The sequence below is a fragment of the Staphylococcus sp. NWU MKU2 genome (assembly GCF_033283605.1).
Lineage (GTDB): Bacteria > Bacillota > Bacilli > Staphylococcales > Staphylococcaceae > Staphylococcus > Staphylococcus haemolyticus.
In genome coordinates this window covers 58,864-82,461 of the sequence record NZ_JAVSMH010000002.1, presented here as the reverse complement: position 1 = coordinate 82,461, position 23,598 = coordinate 58,864, and the positions used below count along the sequence as shown (strand labels likewise).

At 32.1% G+C, this 23,598-nt stretch carries 25 protein-coding genes, 8 tRNA genes and 2 riboswitches; of the genes, 7 read left to right on the top strand and 26 right to left on the bottom strand.

The features are described from left to right. Positions 1 to 9 precede the first annotated feature (9 nt). The 5 genes from SBL15_RS03900 to SBL15_RS03880 form a co-directional block, all read right to left on the bottom strand. Complete coding sequence (locus SBL15_RS03900; protein ID WP_317955227.1) at positions 10 to 642, bottom strand: riboflavin synthase; 633 nt, start codon at positions 640 to 642, stop codon at positions 10 to 12. A gap of 6 nt (positions 643 to 648) precedes the next feature. Beyond that, a complete protein-coding gene (gene ribD, locus SBL15_RS03895) occupies positions 649 to 1,692 on the bottom strand; it encodes a bifunctional diaminohydroxyphosphoribosylaminopyrimidine deaminase/5-amino-6-(5-phosphoribosylamino)uracil reductase RibD (protein ID WP_107613809.1) in 1,044 nt (347 codons plus the stop codon). A gap of 140 nt (positions 1,693 to 1,832) precedes the next feature. Beyond that, positions 1,833 to 1,974, bottom strand: a riboswitch (FMN riboswitch). A 153-nt stretch (positions 1,975 to 2,127) separates the two neighbouring features. After that, positions 2,128 to 3,618, bottom strand: coding sequence for an FAD/NAD(P)-binding protein (locus tag SBL15_RS03890; protein ID WP_317955225.1), 1,491 nt, complete (start codon positions 3,616 to 3,618; stop codon positions 2,128 to 2,130). Between the two features lie 335 nt (positions 3,619 to 3,953). Further along, positions 3,954 to 4,805, bottom strand: a complete 852-nt coding sequence (locus SBL15_RS03885) for an N-acetylglucosaminidase (RefSeq protein ID WP_317955223.1) — start codon at positions 4,803 to 4,805, stop codon at positions 3,954 to 3,956. 207 nt (positions 4,806 to 5,012) lie between these two features. Next, a complete protein-coding gene (locus SBL15_RS03880; RefSeq protein ID WP_011275450.1) occupies positions 5,013 to 5,234 on the bottom strand; it encodes a hypothetical protein in 222 nt (73 codons plus the stop codon). Between the two features lie 256 nt (positions 5,235 to 5,490). Here SBL15_RS03880 and SBL15_RS03875 point away from each other — a divergent pair, with 256 nt between their 5' ends. Together SBL15_RS03875 and SBL15_RS03870 are read left to right on the top strand one after the other, a co-directional pair. After that, positions 5,491 to 5,967 carry a sigma-70 family RNA polymerase sigma factor gene (locus tag SBL15_RS03875; protein ID WP_053018781.1) on the top strand — a complete coding sequence of 159 codons (477 nt, stop codon included), beginning with the start codon at positions 5,491 to 5,493 and terminating at the stop codon, positions 5,965 to 5,967. A gap of 1 nt (position 5,968) precedes the next feature. Beyond that, positions 5,969 to 6,415 (top strand): competence protein ComK, encoded by a 447-nt coding sequence (locus SBL15_RS03870; RefSeq protein ID WP_107612528.1) that lies wholly within the window; start codon positions 5,969 to 5,971, stop codon positions 6,413 to 6,415. Here SBL15_RS03870 and SBL15_RS03865 read toward each other — a convergent pair. Both SBL15_RS03865 and SBL15_RS03860 read right to left on the bottom strand, forming a co-directional pair. Then, a complete protein-coding gene (locus SBL15_RS03865; RefSeq protein ID WP_107612530.1) occupies positions 6,399 to 6,869 on the bottom strand; it encodes a hypothetical protein in 471 nt (156 codons plus the stop codon). The two genes, SBL15_RS03870 and SBL15_RS03865, sit on opposite strands and share 17 nt — an antisense overlap. 228 nt (positions 6,870 to 7,097) lie before the next feature. After that, positions 7,098 to 7,811 carry a transaldolase gene (locus tag SBL15_RS03860; protein ID WP_011275446.1) on the bottom strand — a complete coding sequence of 238 codons (714 nt, stop codon included), beginning with the start codon at positions 7,809 to 7,811 and terminating at the stop codon, positions 7,098 to 7,100. Positions 7,812 to 8,074: 263 nt separating this feature from the next. Between SBL15_RS03860 and SBL15_RS03855 the strand changes: the two genes are divergently transcribed. From SBL15_RS03855 to SBL15_RS03845, 3 genes are all read left to right on the top strand, one after another. Continuing rightward, on the top strand, positions 8,075 to 8,380 hold the full coding sequence (locus tag SBL15_RS03855; protein ID WP_107612532.1) for a hypothetical protein: 306 nt from the start codon (positions 8,075 to 8,077) through the stop codon (positions 8,378 to 8,380). Between the two features lie 92 nt (positions 8,381 to 8,472). Beyond that, entirely contained in the window at positions 8,473 to 8,838 is a 366-nt protein-coding gene (gene crcB / locus SBL15_RS03850; protein WP_107612534.1) for a fluoride efflux transporter CrcB, read from the top strand. Continuing rightward, complete coding sequence (locus SBL15_RS03845) at positions 8,835 to 9,188, top strand: fluoride efflux transporter FluC (RefSeq protein WP_053018779.1); 354 nt, start codon at positions 8,835 to 8,837, stop codon at positions 9,186 to 9,188. The genes crcB and SBL15_RS03845 overlap by 4 nt, the downstream gene beginning before the upstream one ends. A gap of 72 nt (positions 9,189 to 9,260) precedes the next feature. On the opposite strand, the gene SBL15_RS03840 is transcribed toward SBL15_RS03845, so the two are convergent. The 3 genes from SBL15_RS03840 to metK form a co-directional block, all read right to left on the bottom strand. Beyond that, positions 9,261 to 10,097 (bottom strand): aldo/keto reductase, encoded by an 837-nt coding sequence (locus SBL15_RS03840; RefSeq protein ID WP_317955220.1) that lies wholly within the window; start codon positions 10,095 to 10,097, stop codon positions 9,261 to 9,263. A 152-nt stretch (positions 10,098 to 10,249) separates the two neighbouring features. After that, positions 10,250 to 11,158 (bottom strand): hypothetical protein, encoded by a 909-nt coding sequence (locus tag SBL15_RS03835; RefSeq protein WP_317955218.1) that lies wholly within the window; start codon positions 11,156 to 11,158, stop codon positions 10,250 to 10,252. 93 nt (positions 11,159 to 11,251) lie between these two features. Continuing rightward, positions 11,252 to 12,448, bottom strand: coding sequence for a methionine adenosyltransferase (gene metK / locus SBL15_RS03830; protein ID WP_037538587.1), 1,197 nt, complete (start codon positions 12,446 to 12,448; stop codon positions 11,252 to 11,254). 115 nt (positions 12,449 to 12,563) lie between these two features. After that, positions 12,564 to 12,674, bottom strand: a riboswitch (SAM riboswitch). A 165-nt stretch (positions 12,675 to 12,839) separates the two neighbouring features. Here metK and pckA point away from each other — a divergent pair. Next, a complete protein-coding gene (gene pckA, locus SBL15_RS03825) occupies positions 12,840 to 14,432 on the top strand; it encodes a phosphoenolpyruvate carboxykinase (ATP) (protein WP_317955216.1) in 1,593 nt (530 codons plus the stop codon). Between the two features lie 64 nt (positions 14,433 to 14,496). Here pckA and SBL15_RS03820 read toward each other — a convergent pair whose 3' ends face one another. Both SBL15_RS03820 and ytkD read right to left on the bottom strand, forming a co-directional pair. Further along, positions 14,497 to 15,267, bottom strand: coding sequence for an alpha/beta hydrolase family protein (locus tag SBL15_RS03820; RefSeq protein ID WP_317955214.1), 771 nt, complete (start codon positions 15,265 to 15,267; stop codon positions 14,497 to 14,499). Next, the gene (gene ytkD / locus SBL15_RS03815) at positions 15,248 to 15,721 is read right to left on the bottom strand and encodes an RNA deprotection pyrophosphohydrolase (RefSeq protein WP_107612546.1); all 474 of its coding nucleotides are present in this window, start codon (positions 15,719 to 15,721) and stop codon (positions 15,248 to 15,250) included. The genes SBL15_RS03820 and ytkD overlap by 20 nt, the downstream gene beginning before the upstream one ends. 66 nt (positions 15,722 to 15,787) lie before the next feature. Here ytkD and yidD point away from each other — a divergent pair, with 66 nt between their 5' ends. After that, entirely contained in the window at positions 15,788 to 16,030 is a 243-nt protein-coding gene (gene yidD / locus SBL15_RS03810) for a membrane protein insertion efficiency factor YidD (protein ID WP_037538598.1), read from the top strand. Here the strand turns inward: yidD and menC are convergent. The 14 genes from menC to hemH all read right to left on the bottom strand — a co-directional run bounded on the left by menC (position 16,027) and on the right by hemH (position 23,586). Beyond that, the gene (menC, locus tag SBL15_RS03805; RefSeq protein ID WP_317955212.1) at positions 16,027 to 17,034 is read right to left on the bottom strand and encodes an o-succinylbenzoate synthase; all 1,008 of its coding nucleotides are present in this window, start codon (positions 17,032 to 17,034) and stop codon (positions 16,027 to 16,029) included. The genes yidD and menC overlap by 4 nt on opposite strands. 1 nt (position 17,035) lies before the next feature. Continuing rightward, positions 17,036 to 18,430, bottom strand: a complete 1,395-nt coding sequence (menE, locus tag SBL15_RS03800) for an o-succinylbenzoate--CoA ligase (protein WP_317955211.1) — start codon at positions 18,428 to 18,430, stop codon at positions 17,036 to 17,038. A gap of 320 nt (positions 18,431 to 18,750) precedes the next feature. Then, a complete protein-coding gene (locus tag SBL15_RS03795; RefSeq protein WP_158260785.1) occupies positions 18,751 to 18,909 on the bottom strand; it encodes a hypothetical protein in 159 nt (52 codons plus the stop codon). 555 nt (positions 18,910 to 19,464) lie between these two features. Continuing rightward, positions 19,465 to 19,554: transfer RNA gene (locus SBL15_RS03790), tRNA-Ser, on the bottom strand. A gap of 59 nt (positions 19,555 to 19,613) precedes the next feature. Next, positions 19,614 to 19,685 (bottom strand) — tRNA-Glu (locus SBL15_RS03785). Between the two features lies 1 nt (position 19,686). Next, positions 19,687 to 19,761, bottom strand: a tRNA-Asn gene (locus SBL15_RS03780). A 9-nt stretch (positions 19,762 to 19,770) separates the two neighbouring features. Then, positions 19,771 to 19,844: transfer RNA gene (locus SBL15_RS03775), tRNA-Gly, on the bottom strand. A gap of 14 nt (positions 19,845 to 19,858) precedes the next feature. After that, a tRNA-His gene (locus SBL15_RS03770) sits at positions 19,859 to 19,934 on the bottom strand. Positions 19,935 to 19,947: 13 nt separating this feature from the next. Continuing rightward, positions 19,948 to 20,020: transfer RNA gene (locus SBL15_RS03765), tRNA-Phe, on the bottom strand. 11 nt (positions 20,021 to 20,031) lie between these two features. Beyond that, positions 20,032 to 20,107 (bottom strand) — tRNA-Asp (locus tag SBL15_RS03760). A gap of 15 nt (positions 20,108 to 20,122) precedes the next feature. After that, positions 20,123 to 20,196, bottom strand: a tRNA-Met gene (locus tag SBL15_RS03755). Between the two features lie 393 nt (positions 20,197 to 20,589). After that, a complete protein-coding gene (locus tag SBL15_RS03750) occupies positions 20,590 to 21,150 on the bottom strand; it encodes an RBBP9/YdeN family alpha/beta hydrolase (RefSeq protein ID WP_107612689.1) in 561 nt (186 codons plus the stop codon). 99 nt (positions 21,151 to 21,249) lie between these two features. Continuing rightward, the gene (gene hemY, locus SBL15_RS03745; RefSeq protein ID WP_119472316.1) at positions 21,250 to 22,644 is read right to left on the bottom strand and encodes a protoporphyrinogen oxidase; all 1,395 of its coding nucleotides are present in this window, start codon (positions 22,642 to 22,644) and stop codon (positions 21,250 to 21,252) included. 18 nt (positions 22,645 to 22,662) lie between these two features. After that, on the bottom strand, positions 22,663 to 23,586 hold the full coding sequence (hemH, locus tag SBL15_RS03740) for a ferrochelatase (RefSeq protein ID WP_107612693.1): 924 nt from the start codon (positions 23,584 to 23,586) through the stop codon (positions 22,663 to 22,665). Between the last annotated feature and the right edge of the window lie 12 nt (positions 23,587 to 23,598).

Genomic DNA, 23,598 nt, shown 5'->3' with positions numbered 1-23,598 from the left:
TTACGCCTCCTAAAAGCCAAATGCTTTTAACTTATCTAATGTAAGCTCTGACTCATTTCTACTTACCATTCGTTCAACATATTTAAAAAGAACATCCGTTTCTAAATGAACTTGGTCGCCATTGTATTTAGAAGATAAAATCGTTGAACGTCTTGTTTCAGGTATTAAATGAATATCAAAACTATCATGTCGTAAATCGAAAATTGTTAAACTCACACCATCCACAGTAATTGAACCCTGTTTGACCATTTGATTAATGATATTTGTAGATGCTTTAATCGAAACTATCCTTGAATTAGGTGTTTCCTTAACTTGTGTTATAACACCTTTGTCATCAACATGACCTAAAACAAAATGGCCTCCAAAACGTCCATTTCCTAACATTGCTCTTTCTAAGTTGACTTCATCATTTTTATTGATTTGAGATAGATATGTTTTATCTTCAGTACCTTTTATAACTTGAACAGAAAAAAAATGACTTGTGAAGTCAATCACTGTTAAACAAGCTCCATTCACACTAATAGAGTCACCGATGTTCATGTCTTCTGTGATAGTTTGACAAGCTATATCCAATGTTCTAACCGATTGATGAGTACGAATATTTTTGACAGTACCTATTTCTTCAACAATACCTGTAAACATAAGTTGTCACTTCTTTCGCAAAATCATTTTTAAATTTTGATTAATTAACTCAGTAGAAGAAATTTCAAATTGAGTGGTTTCATTTAAATCAATAATATCTGTAGTTTGATAGAATTGATTTTTTCCAGAACCACCTATTATTTTCGGGGCGTAATAAATAATAAGTTGATTAATAAAATCAGTTTGGAGAAATTTGGAAGTTATACGAGGACCAGCTTCAATTAATAATGAACCAATACCTCGCTTATAAATATCTTTAAGAATATCTTTTAAATCGCATTTATCTATACAGATAACCTTTATGTTTCGATTTGGACTTTCAAGCGTTTGATTTTCAGTGTAAATCCAGACTTCACTGGACGAATCTTGAAAAAGTTGTTTCGTAAAATCAACATTGCCACTTTTAGCCAGCACTATTCGGATTGGATTTTTACCACTTGGAATACGAGTCGTGTAAAGTGGGTTATCAGCATTAATTGTGCCATTACCTGTCAACACAGCATCATGCGTATGTCTTAAATGGTAGACATCTTGTTTGACTTCTGAATTAGTAATCCATTTACTCTGACCTAAATCTGTTGCTTGTTTACCGTCTAATGATACAGACACTTTCATCGTAATTTCAGGGATCTGCTCTGACTTAGCTTTAAAAAAGTCTTTATATAAGGCAGCTGCTTTTTCAGAGTATTGATGTTCTACATCAATCCCAGCTTGTTTTAAAATAGCGTCCCCTTCAGAAGGTAATGTCGTATCTTTAACAGCGTAAATAACTTTGCTTAGTCCAAATTCAATAATTTTGTTCACACATGGTGGTGTTGAGCCAAAGTGGGTACATGGTTCTAGCGAAATATAGATTGTTCCACCTTTTGCTTCCTTTCCAGCCATATCAAGTGCTTGTACTTCCGCGTGCTTCTCACCTTGTTTTAGATGAGCACCGAGTCCAACTATTCGGCCGTTATTAACAACGACCGCACCAACTGGAGGATTGATACCCGTTTGCCCTTTAACCATTTGTGCGAGTTGTATAGCGTATTTCATAAAATTACTCAATAAATCACCTCATAATCAAAACTCCCTATACCAATAAAGTGCATAAAGGCATAGGGAGATCAAATGTATATTCAAATAAGCTTACAACATTAGTAAATGTGTATGCTAAATAACCGTCATAATTATCAAATAATGACGTCTCATTCTTTCTCCCATCCAGACTTTCACTGTCGGCTCTAGAGTCTCACTAGATCAGCCATCAAAGTTATTACCTTTCACTTTGACAGGTCGCAGGCTTATATTACTGCCGGTTGGGAATTGCACCCCGCCCCGAAAGAATTCATATGAAATTGTGATTGTTTGAGTTAACGTAGTTTAATAACTACAACATTAATCATACGCTTTTTATTAAAAAAATACAAACCGTCAACGCTACATATTATTTAACAGAGTAACTAATAATGGAATTTAGTTATTTAAGTGTAAATGTCTACATTATGAGTTGAAATGGTCAAATTTACTTTGGTTTTCGTATAAATAATTTACAGAATTGACCGCTTGATCAACGATCATCTTCACTCCATTACGCAATTTATTAACGCCATTAGTTACTTGCCCAATAGCTATCATATTGTTGAGAGTTCCATATCTTGGACTTATGACTTGATTGGTTTCTGGAATAATTTGTATACCTCCCATTGGATGTGGTTGAACAATTTGTCTGTTTTGGAGATTAAGAATAAGCTGATCTTCCTCATCTAAATCTGATAAATGTGTTTTTGATCCAGTCGTATTAATAATGACATCATATAGATAATCATCATCATCATTGTTGAATTTCAATAAATAATGGTTGTCTTTATAAGTAATATCTTCTAATCCTCTTTTAACAATTAATGATTGATTATTTATTAAGTCTATAATTAATTCTGCAGTACAAGGTGGCATAGGGTTAGAATTTAATTGAATAATTTTTGAGAAACGTTTATCAAAGTCTTGCTGATCTTCTCGACTAAAGCTATTCCATATCCAGTTTAGATTTTCTTTAATATTTTCAATTAAACTTTGAAACACACCAATTTCATCGGGTCTATCAAGATCATACTGTAAATCTTGAATTGTATTTCCTGTGCGACGATATACTAGTTTCTCTAAATCAATATTATGATCTTTACATTCTAATTGGAATAATTCAAAAGCTAATTCTAAAGGTACATTTCCATAATATTGCGACTTCAATTCATTAAACTTTTGCTTAGTTAAATGTTTAAACTCAACATCTATCATATTTCCTCTAACACTAGGTAAATGTGCTGAACGACTAGTCATAGTTATTGGTAATTTAGGATGATGTGTAGCCACGTATCTAACTACATCTAAACTGGCTAATCCAGTGCCTATAATTGCAATATCGTCTGATTGAGACACTTCATCTAATGTATTATATGTAGGATAAGGTGTTTGAATATAACCTTTATTCCCTTTTAGATTATATGGATCATGATATGCAAATGTACCAGTCGTTAAAAATATATAATCATACTCTTTCCATTGACTCATATCTTCTGAAGTACATACATAATATTTTAATGTAGTCTCATCAATTTCTGAATTTGTAAAAATTTCGCGAACTGGATGCTTAATAATGGTTAAATTATTAAATAACAAGTCGTAGTTAGATAGGTATGACTTCATATAATGACCAAATACAAACCTAGGAAGATATTTAGGATTATCGAATTTAAATTCTGATTGTTCTTGATACCATTTCCAGAACTCTTCATCATCATCCAAATTTAAACTCATTTGCTTAGTTGGCAAATTAATTAATAATTGGCTACTGTCATTTTGAAAAGGTACACCCTGCCCCATATTCTTATCATGATCATATACATCAACTTCTAGATTTTTAAACGCTTCATTTTTGACTAATTGCCTTAGAACACTAACACCTGCTGTGCCCATCCCTATAATTGCTACACGCATATATTCATCATCCTTTTAATTTTCTCTATCAAGATTTTTAATAATTTAATTATATCAATATCATAATTTGCTTAAAATAATTTATACTTATATGCAATTAGCATTCTCCATTATTCTTTATCCTATATTGATATGTTAATATTGAGTTAATGAGGTGAACTAAAATGAAATTTCTCTTAAAAGTTTTCGTCGTATTTGTTATAGCATTTAATTGGATAACTCGAAAAAATAAAGCCGAATAAATGTTTGTGAACACAAATTATATTAAAGAAAAAGCCAACGTCATCACTTGCTTGAAACAGTGTGATCGTTGGCTTTAGTTTACTTACAATTATTTATTTTTGATGTTTATTATCATCTTTGTATACGTATAATTTAAAATATTTACCTTCTGTTTTCATCTCTTTATAGAAATCTGCGATGATTTGAGCATTACTTTCTGCCCATTTAATATCAGTAGCATATTGATGTTCACCTGGATTTTTAGGATTCCATCTCATACTGTATAGCGTATTTTGATCATCATGTGATAGGAAGTGTAGGTGAATAAAATCAGCCCCACCTTTGATGGCTTTCTCTGGAGTATCCCAACCGTGTTTTTTTGCGTATTCTGAACCAGTTTTAATAGGATCACTATCGAGAGCACCTACACCATAGAAGTTATAATATTTTTTACCATCAATTTCTACACCATTGGCTAATTCACTTTTAACTGAACCAGTTTCTAATAAAGCATGAGAAATTAAATAAACTTCATTCACATGTTTCTCCTTAGCAGCACTTATAAATGCATCAGTATGCTTTAATAACATAGGTCGATCGAATAACATACGCTTAATACGGTTTTCATCAATACCTTGATATTTAGATAAATCTAAAAATTGATACCTTTGTTTGTCATCATCAATGAACTTACTACTGTCCATTGCAGCTTTTATTTCATTATCTGAAGCATCTCTCCAAGCAGTATTATTCTTGTTAGAGACTTGTTGACTTGTGTAATTATCAATTTGTTTATCGGCAGCTTTATTTAGTGTAACGTTTAAATGCTCTACTTTTTCTTCTTCATTTACTTTTTTAAAGAATATTTGATCTGAAATCATAGTAAAGAAAATAAAACCTGCTGCGACTAAAACAATCAATAACCCCACTAGGCTAATAATTGAGCCTTTTTTGTGCTTCGTCATATTCACACCTCTTAGGTCAATGTTGTTTTTTCTTTAAAATCTTTATGATAATAAAGTTTAACATTATTAATTCTTATAAACAATTTTATACTTGCAATGTTACATATTCATAAAATAAAAGTAATCAAAATGAAACTTTGCAAAATAAAAAGTAATGAAACATATAGAATTTCATTACTTGATTCTATAAAGAATAACTATTTATTGTTAGTTATCTTTGCGATAATCCATCATGATAAAACTAGCTGCTTGAGATCTATTCTTGTAATAATATTGATTCAAATCAACTGTTCCTTCTATTTCACCATCTCGATACATCATTTCATTTGTGAAATTATTAATCATTACAAATTCAGAACGATCCCTAATTATGTCTAGATCATCATTTCTTGCAAAAAAATGCTCTAGATTTAAATGTGCGTAATCCAAATTTATACCTCCCTCGTTAAAAATTGACTAGAACTTAAATATATTTATGAATGTTAGGTATGTTCATAATTAATTGTCGCATTACTGAGTTACTTATGTCTTAAACCATTATCTTGCATACTTTCATTATTCTATGTTTACTATTTAACACCCTTTTTTCAAATTACGCAAATGATAATTTAAATAAGTTAGTTTAAATTTTAGATATCCGGAAATTTTGTTTAAGTGCTTAAACTAGGAGCGAATTCCAAATACAATGAATTTTGATGACATATATCATAAATATCATAGAATTATTCATTATTTGTTAAAACGTTATTACGTCAAGTATAATTATGATGAATTTTATCAGTTATTGCTTATTAAACTGTGGCAATTATCTAAGAATTACAATAAGAATTCAAATATTTGTTTATCCTCTTATCTCTATCAACGGCTCAATTTTTACTTAATTGACTTATTTAGAAAAGAAAATTTGAAACCAGAAATAGTTGAAGTCGATGATTTACAAACTCCTCAAATTCCTTCTATTAATAGAGAAACAACTTACTTCGACTATAATGACATTTCCAAAATTTTAAATGCACAAGAACTCGCATGGTATAACTATTTTATTCAAGGCTATAAACAATTCGAAATTGCCGACTTAATGCATGTCTCTTTATCGAGTATTAAAAAGTATAAATCCTCTTCTATAAAAAAGCTCACCGATTACTATTTTAAAGGTGAATAATATGATTCCACACAATTCTTACCATTTGCTTTATATTCAAACATTGCAACATAGTGAACATAAAACTAAATGCTGCTTTTCGACTTATGACATGGTGCTACCTTTTCCAATTAAAAAGGTACTAATTTATTATTTCGAACAGCATAATCAATCGTATTTGCAAAGGCTAAAGTTGGCAAAACGATTATTAGCAATTAATAAATTAGTACCTTTATATATATCTGACAAAGTTGTCCTCTTCCCTATAAAACATCAACGTGCACCTTTACAAACTTACATCAACGCATTAACAATTATCGGATTAACTTCTACTACAAATGGCGTCATCATTACTTTTGAAAATAATATCCAATTACGCGTTGATGAACCCTATTCGTTAATTTATAAAAAATGGCAAGAAAGTACATTATTGCATCATTTAGTACAAAAAACTATGCAGATTTATTAAATTTATATTCTAATAATTTTTTTGTAAAAAATGCAGTAACTGATTTAATGAGTAATAAACTTACGATTGCAAGAAGTACTGCACCTATTAAAATTAAGATCACATTTATAACTGGCATTGTAACTTGTGGATTTATAAAATAATTCACTGCAGTAAGACTTGTAATAAACCCTGCTAAAAATAACCCTAGCAAGAAAGCATAAATGAGTACCATTCCTATTAGTAAAAATAACAATGTGGAACTTGCTACTTCTTTTTGTTTAAATATGTTATTTTTTAAAAATTGATTTGCGTACTGAATTGGTTTGCGATATTTCTTTGACTGAATATCCCCTTCATTATCCTCAACCTCATTATGGTAATGCGTTAAATTATTTTGTAATAGTTTTTTTTCCTTTTTATTTAAAAACCACAATTGCTTTTTAACTTTCTCTTCAAATTCTGTATGTTTCATACTATGTGGTTATCTCCTTCTAATATTATTTCTTTTAAATTTTAGCGAAGTTCTCATTTACTTACAAGTTAAAGATCAAAAGCTTTATTATATAAAAATACTCCGTTTCTATATGAAAGAGGTTGATTTAAAGAATCTACACACTACACACAGACATGAAAATGTTAATTGTATGTAGAAGTTCTAATCAATATCTTATAGAACGGAGTTATTTTTATTTTTTAAATTTTAAAGAATAGATAAACCTGAGCTTTGAATATCCTTAGCGAAACCTTTTACAGTATCAACTGATAATTCATTAATATCTCGACCTAAATTAGTATTTACTTTCTTAACTACATCTGCTGGACATGTAATAATGTCGGCACCAATTTCATCTGCTTGAATAACATTAAATAGTTCACGACAACTTGCCCATAATAATTTAACGCCTTCTTTACTATGCGCCACATCTACTGATTCTTTCATCAAAGGTAATGGGTCAACACCAGTATCAGCTATTCTACCCGCAAATACTGAAATATATGTAGGTACTCCTTCAGTTACCGCTTCAGTAATTTCTTTTACTTGCTCAATAGTGTACACTGCAGTAACATTTAAACGCACATTGTCCGCTGATAATTTTTTAATTAACGGAATTGTTGATTCGCCTTTAGTATTCACAACTGGAATTTTAACAAAAACATTATCACCATATTGTTTTAATATTTCAGCTTCTTTTTCCATAGTTTCTAAATCATCAGCGAATACTTCAAATGAAATAGATGCGTCTGGAATTTCTTTAACCGCTTCTTCAGCGAATGATTTATAATCTGTTACACCTGCTTTAGCCATTAAGCTAGGATTAGTAGTGAAACCGTCTACCTCTTTATTTTTATATGCTGCTTTCATTTGTTCAATATCTGCGCCATCTGCAAATACTTCGACATTTAATTTTGCCATTTCATTCTTCCTCCTTTAAGTTCGATTACGATGATAGTTAAATTACATCACAATAGATTTCTTATATGTATATGCTTCTTTTCATATGATGATCAGACTATTCCGCATCAATAAAATATTTATAAATTATTTATATCATTCTTAGAAACACTTGGCGAATGTTTTGCTTTTTAACAAAATTAATTATCAAATTCACTAGTCACTATTAAATGTTAATTAAAATATGGTAATATGATTAGATGATATTAGGTAGGAGGAACATTATGTCTAAGCCAAAAAAATACTTCTATATCTCAACAATTTTACTCATCATAAGTTTTTATTTTAATACATTCAACCCGCTATTAAGTCAGCAAATTACTTCTGTTAAATATTTACTTATTGCGTGTAGTATCATTAATGTGATTATATTAATTGCTTCTATTATATTTTCAGATAAAGCGATTAAACATTTAGGTGATAAACAAGGATGGATAAGAATTGCGAGTAAAATTTTGCCAATAATCATTTTATTGGTGATTTTATTCCATATCTATGCCTCAATTAAGACATTTGGTATATTGTCGTAAACTTTTTTAAATGCCAGAACTAACTTTCTAATTAAAAAAATAATTAACCATTAGTGTTTAACGTAATAAAAATAATGAATAGGTGTGACAAAATGCAATATTTATTTGTGTTTATTGGGGGCTTATTTGGAGCATTACTAAGATATGTCTTATCAACTCTTAATGCCGATTCTGGATTACCACTCGGTACATTAATTGCGAATATTGTGGGTGCAATTTTAATGGGATATTTATCTTCGTTATCCATTCAATTTTTTAAAAACAACCCACTAATTAAAAAAGGTGTCACAACGGGACTACTAGGTGCTTTAACTACCTTTTCAACCTTCCAATTTGAATTAGTTACAATGTCACAAAATAATAGTATCACTTTGCTCTTTATCTATGGCTTAACCAGTTATATAGGAGGCATTCTTTTCTGCTGGTTAGGTGTTAAATTAGGAGGGCAACCTACATGATACATATATTACTTATTATGGTAGGTGGTGGCATTGGTGCTGTTATCAGAGCTTGGTTAACAGATGTCTTTAAAAGTAAAACAACGTCACCTATACCGATTGCAACTTTAATAGTCAATCTCGTTGGTAGTTTCTTAATTGGCTTCGTATTTGGGATAGCTCAAGATTATCAATTATTTTCACTGTTTTTTATAACTGGCGTCCTTGGAGGGTTAACAACCTTTTCAACTATGTCTTATGAACTCGTCCAATTTATTTCGCCAAGTTTTAAACCTGTTCAATTTTTTAGTTATTCTATTTTACAATTTGTAATAGGGTTTATCTCATGCTTTATTGGTTATTCGATATAAATAAATACACTTCATAGTTTTAAGATTAAATCTTGCAACTATGAAGTGTATTTTTATATTTTTACATTTTTATTAATGTCCCTCAAATGTTGCTGGATCAGGACCAATGCGTTGATCTTTGTTTAGAGAATCAATTCGTTCCATTTGTTCATCTGTTAGTTCGAAATCAAAAACATTAATATTTTCCTCTATTCTTTGAGGTGTAACTGATTTAGGAATTACGATGACACCATGTTGCATGTTCCAACGAATGACGACTTGTGCTGCCGATTTATTAACTTCTTTACCAATTTGATTAAGTGTTTCATCATCTAAGATTTGGGCATTCATAAATGGTGACCATGACTCCATATGGATATTTTGTACTTCTAAATATTTACGTAGTTTATTTTGAGTAAAATATGGATGAAATTCTACTTGGTTGATGACTGGCTTAATAGAAACTTGAGCTAATAATGCTTCAAAGTGTTCTGCATTGAAGTTACTTACACCAATATTTTTAACCTTATCATCTTTATATAAATCTTCCATACCTTTCCATGTATCAATCATTATTGCTTCATTAGTACCAGGCCAATGAACAAGATATAAATCTAAATAATCTAGTCCTAATTTATTGATACTTGTTTCATAAGCATTTGCAACATTTTCACGCCCAAAATCTTCAAAATATAGTTTTGATGTAATGAATAAATCTTTACGTTCTAACCCAGTAGCTTCCAGACCCTCTTTAATGCCTAAACCAACTTGTTCTTCATTACCATATACTTTAGCTGTATCAATACTACGATAACCTGTGACAATTGCATGTTTAACTGCTTCCTTACATTCATCGTTATTTTCTACTCTAAAGGTACCAATTCCAACTTTAGGCATTGTGTGACCATTATAAAATTCAATTGTTTCCATAAAAGAAACCTCTTTTCTTTATATTTTAATAATTACTACTCTATTCCCATAATTGTCCATATTGAAAACTTTAATATTAGTTTAGTTTATTATTTTAATAAGCTTCTCCTCAAAATAAAAAACCCGAGATATAACCATATCTCGGATTAATACTAATTAAATGATTCAATTTTATCCATAACATTTTGTAATTCATCTACGTTATATTGAATACGTCCATGGAATACAAACTTATTAAAGAACTCATCTAATTGGTCAGGTCCCACTAGAACTTTAACACTTGAACTTTGTGCATAATTTGAAATCGTTACGTCTCCATCGTGTTTAGGATTAAAGTATAAAATCGCAGTTGGCGTATATTTAGCACCTAATTGTGTTTGCAAGTCTGACGCTAACTTTTCAATTGAAGTAAGTTGCTCTGAGTAATTAACGAATGACAATGAAGATTTATCTTCATTTTGATCGAGTACTAGTGTTTGAGGTGACTTAGCATCTAAATCTAAAGTACTAAATACTTGTTCCATCATAGGCAATTCGTTAAATTGCTTACCACTTATACCTTGATAAACATGCCCTTTTAATAGTTGAGAATCTATAATATATAGACCTGTACGCGTAAGTACAAGGTGACTAATGCGTTCAATATCATTGAATTCATTACTTGGTAAGAAGATGTTTGCCATTATATGCATATCTTCAGGTCTAATACGTTTTTCTTTCACTAAACGATCTCTAATTCCAATTAAACGCATATCTGTAACATATTCACTTTTGTTTTTTGAGAATAGTTTCAATGCATCAATTTCACGATCTTTACCGTTTACAGTTGCATCAAAATCTTCTTTTTGTTTAGTAACTTGCTTTTTATTTTGTATGCGTTCTTTCTCTAGGGCTTCGTCATGTGACGCTTTCATTTGCTTTTCTTTTAAGTCGTATTCTTCTTTTGTTTTCTGTTTAATATTATTTTTACTTTTAAGTGTAACTAAGAATAATATTAAACAGATAATTGCAACTACAATTGCTACGATTAAACCAATTTCGATTGGTCCAAATGAATTCATTAAATCAACGCTCCTTTAATCTATCAGTAAATCTAATTATAATGGAAACTATCTATAATTTCGACAATTTCTTTATATTATTTAAAGCGTTTATTAAGCTTGAACAGCATCTTTTAATACATTGACTTTATCTAATTTCTCCCATGGTAACAATACATCTGTTCTACCAAAGTGACCATAAGCAGCAGTTTGTTTGTATATAGGATGCTTTAAATCTAACATTTTAATGATACCTGCTGGACGTAAATCAAAGTTAGCTCTAACAGCTTCAACAAGTTGAGCTTCTGAAACTTTGCCCGTTTTAAATGTATCAATTGAAATTGAAACTGGTTCAGCCACGCCAATAGCATAAGCAAGTTGTACTTCACATTGGTCTGCTAGTCCTGCAGCAACAATATTTTTAGCTACATATCTTGCCGCATAAGCTGCTGATCGGTCTACTTTAGTTGGGTCTTTACCACTAAAGCAACCTCCTCCATGACGTGCATAACCACCATAAGTATCAACAATGATTTTACGTCCTGTTAATCCAGCATCACCTTGAGGTCCACCGATAACAAATCTTCCAGTTGGGTTGATAAAGAATTTCGTTTCATTATCAATTAATCCTTCAGGAACTGTTGGGTATATAACATGTTCTTTAATGTCACTTTGAATTTGTTCTAACTCAATGTCATCAGCATGTTGAGATGATACTACAATCGTGTCAATACGCTTAGGTTTATCTGATTCATCGTATTCAACTGTTACTTGAACTTTACCGTCCGGTCTTAAGTAGTCTAAAATTCCATCTTTACGTACATCAGATAAACGTTTAGCTAATTGATGAGATAAAAAGATAGGTAAAGGCATATATGTTTCTGTTTCATTTGTAGCATATCCGAACATTAAACCTTGGTCACCGGCACCAGTAGCTTCAATCTCTTCTTCTGAAATATCATTTCTGTATTCAAGTGCTTTGTCAACACCTTGTGCAATATCTGGTGACTGCTCATCGATTGCAGTTAAAACTGCCATAGTTTGGTAATCATAACCATATTTAGCACGAGTATAGCCAATACCTTTAATTGTTTCTCTTACAACTTTAGGGATATCTACATATGTTGATGTAGATATTTCACCTGAAATTAGAGCCATTCCAGTTGTTACAGTAGTTTCACAAGCAACACGTGCATTAGGGTCATCTTTTAAGATTTCATCTAAAATGGCATCAGATACTTGGTCAGCAATCTTATCTGGATGTCCTTCTGTCACTGATTCTGAAGTAAATAAACGTTTATTGTAAGTCATGATTTGCTCCTTTTATAACTATATTTACGAAAATTCTCTTTTAAATGTGAGCTCAAAAATAAAAGAGCCTTCTTCACTATTCAAGACAGAGAGAAGGCTCTTAAACGTCCATTCGCTCTTATCGTTCAGACGAGTATATGTCTGCAAACGGTTTGGCACCTTTCTTTTAAAAAAGAGGTTGCTGGGTTTCATTGGGTCCATGTCCCTCCACCACTCAGGATAAGAGAATCCGTTAAGAACTATACTACCTAATTCATTTATTAATGTCAATTTTGTTTTTACATGTTTTTTTGTCTTTTCCAGGTGGAATAATTACGGCATTATGTTATACTATTTTCATGTAAAGGCTTACAATATTGAATTTTTATAACACACGCTGGAGGGATTGGGTATGTCAGTAGATACATACGGCGAAACACCTAAAATAAAAAAATTATTGGAAAAAGAAAGCTCTCTTTTTCAGCTTTCAACAACTCAACTTTATTACAAAATTATGGATAATAATGAAGGAGAATTAACTGAACTTGGTGCTATCAATGCGAGCACTGGTAAATACACTGGACGTTCACCTAAAGATAAATTGATTGTTACAGAACCTTCTTATAAAGATAATATTCATTGGGGAGATATCAATCAACCTATCGATGAAGAAACTTTCTTAAATCTCTACTCTAAAGTTTTAGACTATCTTGATAAAAAAGACGAACTTTACGTTTTTAATGGTTATGCAGGTAGTGACAAAGACACACAATTAAAACTTACAGTTATCAACGAACTTGCATGGCACAACCTTTTTGCTCAAAACATGTTTATCCGCCCAGATTCTAAAGAAGAAGCTAGTAATATAAAACCTAACTTCACAATTGTTTCAGCACCTCACTTTAAAGCTGATCCTGAAGTTGATGGAACTAAATCTGAAACTTTTGTTATTATTTCATTCAAACATAAAACCATTTTAATTGGTGGTACAGAGTATGCTGGTGAAATGAAAAAAGGTATCTTCTCAGTAATGAACTATTTGCTTCCAATGCAAGATATTATGAGTATGCATTGTTCTGCGAATGTTGGAGATAAAGGAGACGTAGCCTTATTCTTCGGATTATCAGGTACAGGTAAAACAACTTTATCAGCAGCACCGGATAGAAAATTGATTGGCGATGATGAACACGGTTGGAATAAAAATGGTATTTTCAATATTGAAGGCGGTTGTTACGCAAAAGCAATCAACCTTTCTAAAGAAAAAGAACCTCAAATTTATAACGCGATTCAATACGGTACTATATTAGAGAATACTGTGGTTAACGAGCGTGGTGTTGTTGATTTCGATGATAATTCATATACTGAAAATACACGTGCTGCTTATCCAATTCATCATATTGATAATATTGTATTACCATCTAAAGCAGCACATCCTAATACAATAATTTTCTTAACTGCTGACGCATTTGGTGTACTTCCACCTATTGCTAAATTAACTAAATCTCAAGCGATGTACCATTTCTTAAGTGGTTTCACTTCTAAATTAGCTGGAACTGAGCGAGGCGTTACTGAACCAGAACCATCATTCTCAACTTGTTTTGGTGCACCTTTCTTACCACTTAACCCTATTAAATATGCAGATTTATTAGGTGAGCTAATAGATAAACATGATGTTGATGTATACTTAGTTAACACTGGCTGGACTGGTGGTAAATACGGCGTAGGTAGACGTATTAGTCTACATTACACTCGTTATATGGTAGATCAAGCAATTAAAGGTAAATTGAAAAATGCAGAGTTTACAAAAGATGAGAAATTCGGTTTAAGTATTCCTACTGAAATGGAAGATGTTCCAAAAACAATACTTAATCCAATTAATGCTTGGAGTGATTCTGATAAATATCGCGCTCAAGCGGATGACTTAATCCAACGTTTTGAAGAAAACTTCAAGAAATTCGGTCCAGAAGTTGAAGAAATTGCTAACACTGGTGGCTTTAACAAATAATTAAATATTTATTAAAAAGACAACGTATAAGGCATACTGTACTGAACCCTTATACGTTGTCTTATTAAATTTCTTCACATTTCGTCATCCATTGATTCACATAATCGAGCGCTAATTTCATTGCTTGTGGTCTAGGTACATGCCCTTCATTAAGTTGATAAAATGTATCATGAACAACACCTTTTAATTTCAATTGTTCTTCTAAGTAATAGGCATGATGAATACCTACTTGTTTATCCTTGCCACCATGAACGATTAAAATTGGTGGACTATTAGAATCAATAAGTTTTATCGCATCTCTTTGGTCATAAGATTCTTTATTTTTGGAAGGATGTCCTACCATTCGACGCAACATCCCTCTTAAATCAGCACGTTCTTCATACATCAAGTGCATGCTTGATACACCACCCCAGATGATGTAACTATCGACTGGGTAATCTTGATATGTAAGTAGTCCTTGTATTCCACCTCTTGAAAAACCAATCATGTGTATATATGCATTAGGAAATCGTTGTTTAAGTATCTTTATGAGATAGGTAACATCTTTTAAATCAGCGTTAGCAAACTCATCTCTACCTTCACTTCCATTACTTCCTCTATAATAAGGACCTACAACTAAGGTATTATCATTTGCAAACTGCATTAGTCTTGCTGCACGTACACGTCCGACTTGTCCCTTACCTCCTCGCAAATATACTACGATTCTTTTTACTGTCTTCGTTAAAGGACACATCTGTAATGCTTTTACTTTTAAGCCATCAACTTTATAAGTAATTTCATCAAATTGATGCGTTCTTGATGCTATAGGCATTTTTTTAGTCGCGATAATATCCAAGTTCTATCATCCTCTCGACACATTTAAGAATTGCATTATCTTGTATTAAATAACTTTGTTTATCTAATGGAATGGAATTAATATTATCAAATAATAATGGCCCTCTCGTTTCTAAATAATCACTTTTCTCTTTAAATGATTTAATCTTCACGATATATACATCTTTTTTGAAAATTGAGTTATCGAATGTATGAACCTGATATTGAGCAATATAATCTATCGTTTCAGGTATACCTCCTGTTTCTTCAAAAAGCTCTCTCTTGATAGCTTGTATGCTTTCTTCTCCTTTTTCAACCTTGCCACCCGGGAACTCTATGCCACGTAATTTATGTTGGGTAAATAGTAACTGACTCTGATATAACGGAATAGCTAAAACATGATTACCATCTGGATGGTCGTTGTTCGTTTTGTAACACATTGTGACACGTCTATTATCTTTATCTAGAAACTCCATGTTCCATACTACTCCCTTCAATATGTTAAACTTATTTATAATCGTATTACTTGTTGGAGGCCTATAATGTTAAAAAAATTATTTCTTGGAATAATCCATATATATCAACGCTATATTTCACCTATGACACCACCCACATGCCGATTTTATCCTACGTGTTCAGAATATACACGAGAAGCGATTGAAGTTTACGGCCCACTCAAAGGCGGCTACATGGGAATACGTCGCATTCTTAAATGTCATCCACTACATAAAGGTGGGTTTGATCCAGTTCCTTTAAAAAAGGATAAACATAAACATAGACACTAATTTAATTTATATAATTTTGATTTATCGATTTGAGGGGGATGAAATGAAATCATCCCCTCTTTTAATTTACCGACACCTTGCGTGAAATCGTCAGTAAAATAATAACCATCTGGGGTTACATCCCCAGGATAATCACCTTCTCGAGCTAATAATGCAGTAAAGTAACGACTTAGTCCATATTCGTACATTCCACCGATAACCACTTTAATATCAATTGATTTCAATTCACGAATCAATGATTGTACTCTATCAAGTCCACCCACTCTAAATGGTTTAACAATCACTACTTTAACCGGGAATTGGTTAACAATTGAGATAATACTATTGATATCAGTAGCTTTTTCATCGATTGCAATTGCAGGGTATTGCGTATGATCAATGTTTAAAGTTGAAGACAACGATTTAAATGGTTCTTCTATATAAAGTATATTTTGGTCATTTATAGATTCTAGTTTTTGAAAATCAGAAACATCTAGTGACTCATTAGCATCTAATGCTAATTCAAAATCATAACGCAATATGTCATCTAAAAGTGTGATGTCATCATTCAGTTGACCTGTCCATTTCAACTTTATACGTTTGGGTTGAGTTTGTTTTAAATACTCAAGTTGTTGTGTACTTAAGCCACTTATCGTTGCACCATATGCTACTTTAAACTTCGGTAAATCATGATACATCTGATAAATCGCCATAACTACAGTACTTCTCGCTGTGGGATAATTGTCAAGTATATCTAAATATGGTTTCCAATCTTCATATACATGAAATGACTTATGTATGACGCTTTCCGCCCATTGAGAAAGTGTTTCTTGTACAGTTTCAATCGTTTCTTCGTTGTACCAATTTGTTTCAAATGCATTGCACTCTCCAAAAAAAGATTGATCATCTTCACTTAAGATTTCAACAATAAGTGCTTTTCGGTATGTCATTTTAACTTTAGGAGTTACAATTGGATTTTTAAATTCCTGATTGTAAAGATAAAAATTTACTGCTTTAATCCTCATATTATTGTCCTTTATTAATCATTTTGTTGCGTTGTAATTTACCTGTAGAAGTGTATGGTAAACTTTCAACCTGATGAAAGGCTTTGGGTACTTTATATTTTGCCAAATACGTTTTCAAATATTTAGTTAATTCTATTTCTGGAATTGTATCATCTGAAACATAATATAGTACTGGTATTTGACCCCACGTCGCATCCTCTTGCGCTACACATACAGCGTCATTAATATCTGAGTGTGTTTTAGCAATTGTTTCAATCTCATAAGGATAAATATTTTCCCCACCACTTATGATCAAATCTTTGCGACGATCATAAACCATCACAAATCCTTCCTCATCAATTTCTGCTATATCACCAGTCTTAAAGTATCCATCCTCAAAAGTATCGCTCAACCCTGTTGGATATAAATAACCGTTCATTACATTGTTCCCTTTTATGAGAAGTTCGCCATGACCTTCACTATTTGGATGTTTAATACGTACATTAACGTTTTCGCTTGGTTTGCCAACAGTATCATACCGTTGTGCAAGCATCTCGGGTGTAGCAGTTAGAAATTGAGAACACGTTTCTGTCATTCCAAATGAATTGTATATCGGCAACTGATCATTTAGCGCTTCATCAATTAATATAGATGACAATTTGGCGCCTCCAAGTAGTATTTTTTCAAGTGAGAAAGGCTGATTTAATCCTGCATCCATAAGCCATTTAAGTGTTTGTGGCACTAAAGATACATGTGTAGGTCTTTCTTCTTTAATAATCGCTAACATCGTTTGCGTATTATATTTTTCCAGTATACGTACCGTAAAACCCTCGATTATAGAACGTAACAACACACTGAGCCCTGAAATATGATATATCGGTAAAACAGATAACCATTTCGTAGTTTCATCATATCCTAAACTTTTTTTACAACCAATCGCACTTGCATAATGATTTTTAAATGTTTGTGGTACTGCTTTTTGAGGCCCTGTCGTACCTGATGTAAACATGATTGATGCAATACGTTCATCATTAAATGTTTCGTCATTGGTATGACTTGGATATTGTTCTAATTCAGATAAATGTATCACATTGAAATGCGACAAATGAAAAGGTTGCGTCGTAAATATAGTTGTAATATTAATGGAATTCATTTGATTTATCATTTCAGTTTCTGTTAATCGTGTGTTTAACATTGCTATTTCAACATTAGCTAACCAACACGCGTTTATAAGCGTAATAGACTCAATATCATTCTTAATGTACAATCCTACTCTATTCAAATTCAAAGAAACTATATGTTCTGAAATTGAAAGTGCTTTATCATATAATTCTTTAAATGTTATAGAATGATTTCCATCTGTAACTGCTATCTTATCTCTATTTTTAATACTTTGCTCTTTTAACCAAAAATCCACTTTTCATTCCTCCATATACATACATTATAATTATAACGATATTTGAGTTAGTTAGCATTGGTTGTGTTTAAGAAGCAGCATATTTTAATGCCATTAACTAATAACTATAAAGATTTAAAGTGTATTTTAACTATAAATAATAAGCTACTTTTATTTTAAAAAAATAAAAAGAGTTTAAAGTGATGATTACCACTTCAAACTCTGATAAGCTATGATATTCAATTATTGCCTAGCCTCATAGTAGGCTGGCTACTGGTTGCAATGTATTTCGTTTTATAAGCTCCACGCATTGTCGTTGACGTAAATATATTATAATATTTTTATATAATAAAACCAACATAAATTTTATCCACTAATTCTTCCATTTCACCTTCAATCGATAATTGAATAATGCGATCATGATTGTAACTTAAAGATATTCTATTTTTTAAATCTATCAGTATTTTTAATTTGATATAAAAGAGAGCTAGAGTACCCATTACTCTAACTCCATTTTCTGCTTATGTTGAAATTTTCATTTCAAATCCTTGAAAATCAATGTATTTCGTTTTATAAGCTCCACGCATTGTCGTTGACCTAAATATATTATATTGTTTTTATATAATAAAAACAATATAAATTAAATACTAAATATTCCATCTTATCTCATTGGAAGTGGGACAAAAATAATATAATGAAGCTATTTTGCAAATTCGCAGTAGCTGACTGAATTGAAAATGCGCTTAAATCAAGCTTTTTTCAATTCTAGTCACCCTTGCGGAGGTGAGCGGAGCCCCAACACAAAAAATCACGAAAGTATTTTACAAGCTAAGCAAGTTGGGGACGGGACCCCAGAAGAGAGAATTTCAATAAGAAATTCCACAAGCAAAGCAAGCTGGGAGCGGATGACGAATTTAAAAAAAATTCTGTCCCACTCCCCTATACATTACAACTTACTAAAAATAAAAAAGCAAGGTCAACGTGTCAGTAAATTGTTTTCTTGACACGTTTTGACACTTGCTAACTCGAAACCCTATTGTATAAGGCTTATCATATGGAGAGCAAGGGATTCGAACCCTTGAAACGCTTATGGCGCTTACACACTTTCCAGGCGTGCTCCTTCGGCCAGACTCGGACAGCTCTCCTCAATATTAGTTATATATATACATAAAAAAACAGAAGCGATATTTCACTTCTGTTTGTATGACTCCTACGGGACTCGAACCCGTGTTACCGCCGTGAAAGGGCGGTGTCTTAACCGCTTGACCAAGGAGCCATGGCTCCGCAGGTAGGATTCGAACCTACGACCGATCGGTTAACAGCCGATAGCTCTACCACTGAGCTACTGCGGAATAATATGATGGAGCGGGTGATGGGAATCGAACCCACAACATCAGCTTGGAAGGCTGAGGTTTTGCCATTAAACTACACCCGCGTAGTAAACGATTATGGGGCGGTTGAAGGGAATCGAACCCTCGAATGTCGGAACCACAATCCGATGCGTTAACCACTTCGCCACAACCGCCAAAATGATTGAATGGTTCAGGACAGAGTCGAACTGCCGACACATGGAGCTTCAATCCATTGCTCTACCAACTGAGCTACTGAACCGTAATAAGTAATGGCGGTCTCGACGGGAATCGAACCCGCGATCTCCTGCGTGACAGGCAGGCGTGTTAACCGCTACACTACGAGACCTATTAAAACTATGTATTGCGGGAGGCGGATTTGAACCACCGACCTTCGGGTTATGAGCCCGACGAGCTACCGAACTGCTCCATCCCGCGCTAATATTATTTACGTCTCAAAAATCAGTACTTAACAAGTATATCATTTTATATTATCTAATGTCAATAATTATTTTAAATAAATTTTACATTCATTTAATCGAATCTTCATATTGAAATGCGACAATTGACTAATAGCTATCGCCTTTCGAATACTTTATTAGTATATATAGTATCATTAACTTAGTCAATAAGTATCGCAAACTATTTTGTGTAAAAAAACGCTACATTTAAAATATTTTAATTAAAGATACCAATTGGATATCTAATTGCACTTGAAAGTATCTCTATATTTAATTATCAACCTTAATGATAATAAAAAGTAGGTAGCTTTAACTCCCTACTTAAATTAGTTTAAATATATGACTATTAATAATTAAATCACATGTTTTATTATTTAGTCATGTAATGTTGCATTTTCTCTTGTAATTCAGTAAAGGATACAAAGCCCTCTTCTTCTAAGAAATGTCCACCTTCATTAACAATTTTAGTCTTACCACCTAATTCGTCAATTAAGTTTTGAGTTTCTAAGTAAGAAACATAAGAATCATCTTTTGAAGCTAGTCCATAAAAGTGGTTAACTTTAGTTTTAATCAAGTCATAATCAATATTAAACTCCCCTACTTTTATTGAATCGTCTATTTTCTTCGCATCTTCTTTAAATCCTGCTATACTGAAGAACCCCTCAAATGGTCCATCAATTGATAGACCTTCAATGTATTTCAAAGTAGCCAATGAACCATACCCATGAGTGACAAAATAAGTATCTTTAGATAAAAGTTCAATTTGTTGATTTAATTCGAAGACCCAATTGTCTATATCATCATTCTTACTTTCATCTAAATGGAATAGTTGAACATCGTAACCTTCTAGTTCTAAATTATGTTGCAACCACTTATACCAGTGGTTATGAGAATTTCCTAATTGTGAATGAACTATAATTACATTAGTCATTAATATTTTTACCTCCTTAAACTTAAATAATAATTCTCAATTTATATAACAAAACACTTTTAAAGAGGCAAATTCGCCTCAAAAAAAGTGTTTAAATTATTATATTTCATCAAGCAATTCTTCCACAGCATTTTTACCTTGTTGAATACAATCTGGAAGCCCAACCGCTTCAAATGGTGCTCCTGTAATTCTGAGCGCAGAATAAGTATTTTTAACGTGCTGTTGAATTTTTCTTATTTGACCAATATGACCAATGTGATATTGAGGCATGCTTTTAGTCAAACGATTAACAATTGTAAACTCCGGATCTCCATGAAAAGTCATCATTTTATTTAAATCACGACGTGCGATAGTCGCAATTTCTTCATCAGTATGATCTTCAACAACTGTATCACCTGGTTTACCTACATATGCTCTAATTAAAACTTTTCCTTGCGGTGTAGTAAAAGGCCATTTTTTACTAGTCCAAGTACAAGCTGTAATATTTGTATTACTTGTTCTCGCGATGACAAAACCAGTACCGTTATATGTGTTTTCAATATTCTTCTCATCAAATGCAAATACAACTGTTGCAACTGAAGTAGAATCCATCTCGTTAAAGTATTTAAAAGCTTGATCGTGATTGAACCATTTCATAAATGCTTGATGAGGCGTAGTAATTAAAATACCATCAAATTGTTCACTGTATTGATCAGTTACTATTTCATAATTGTCATTGTTAATAATGATATCTTCTACATATGTTTGATATTTCATCTTTACGCCTTTATCTTGTACATTTTTAGCTAATGCTTCAATAAATGAACTTAATCCGTGACGAAATTGTCTAAATTGACCTTTAGGGGCACCAGGATATAATTGACGTTGTTTAATACGTTCAGCCTTTTCGTGTTGCATACCTTTGATTAAACTACCGTACTTTTCCTCTTGTTCTTTAAAATTAGGAAATGTACTCATTAAACTCAATCGATCTATATCGGTACCATAAATACCACCCATGAGGGGTTCTATTAAATTTTCAAGCACTTCATTTCCTAATCGTCTTCTAAAAAACGCTCCAACTGATATATCATCCTCAATTTTTATTGGAGGTATTACCAAATCTAGTCCCGCTCTTATCTTACCAATTGGTGAAATAAGTCTTGTTTTTAAAAACGGTTTAATATCAGTTGGGATGCCCATAATCGAACCACCTGGTATAGGATACAATTTATTTTTTGCGAAAATGTATGACTGACCTGTTTCATTAGTAATTAAATCATCTTCAAGTCCAATATCTTTTGCTATATCAGTCATGATTGTTTTTCGTCCAAGATAAGATTCAGGGCCTAGTTCTATAGTATATCCATCTTTACGATACGTCTGTATCTTTCCACCTGGACGATTTGTCGCTTCAAAAATGGTTACATCTATATCTGGTTTATAATGTTTTAAATAATATGCGCTTGAGAGGCCAGTTATACCTGCACCAATAATTGCAACTTTTTTACTCACATTGAGTCCCTTCCTTTATTAAAAAACTGTTTTTATTTCATCCACGATAGCATTAATAAATAATGGATCCGTGTTAGGCATTGTTGGACGATAGTAATTTGCTCCTATCTCATCACAAACAACTTTACATTCATAATCATTATCATACAGTACTTCCAAATGCTCACATACAAAACCTACTGGCGTGTAGATAAAGTGTTTATATTGATGTTCGTTGTACAATGTTCTTGTTAAATCTTGTACATCAGGTCCTAACCAAGGTGTACCTGTGTGACCCTCAGACTGCCAGCCTTGAGCAACGTGTTTAATATTTGAAGATGTTTGTAAACGATTCATTGTATCTTTTAATTCATCAGGGTATGGATCATTATTTTTTTCAATTAAACCTTTAGGCAAACTATGAGCTGATACAACTAAGATTGTCTCATCATGTTCATTTTGGGGAATTTGCTCTAAAGTTTCATTGATTTTATTAGTCCAATACTCAATAAATTTAGGTTGGTGATAATAATGTTCAACATGATGTAAAGCAATATCGTATTTATCGGCTTCTTCTTTAGCACGTTTATTGTATGATCCAACTGAGAAACTAGAATAATGTGGCGCTAAAACAACAGTAACCGCTTCTTTAATGCCATCTTTATACATTTTTTCTACAGCTTCTTCAATATAAGGAGAAATATGCTTTAGACCCAAATACAATTTAAATTCAACATCTTCATAAACTTGATTTAAAGCATCTTTTAATGTTTCAGCTTGACGATCAGTAGTGCCAGCTAAAGGAGAAAGACCACCAATAAATTCATATCGGTCTTTTAAATCTTGTAATTCCTCATCAGTTGGTCTCTTACCATGTCTAATATCTGTATAATATGGTTCAATATCACTCTCTTTATATGGTGTTCCATATGCCATAACTAATAAACCTACCGTCTTAGTCATTAAATAAAACCT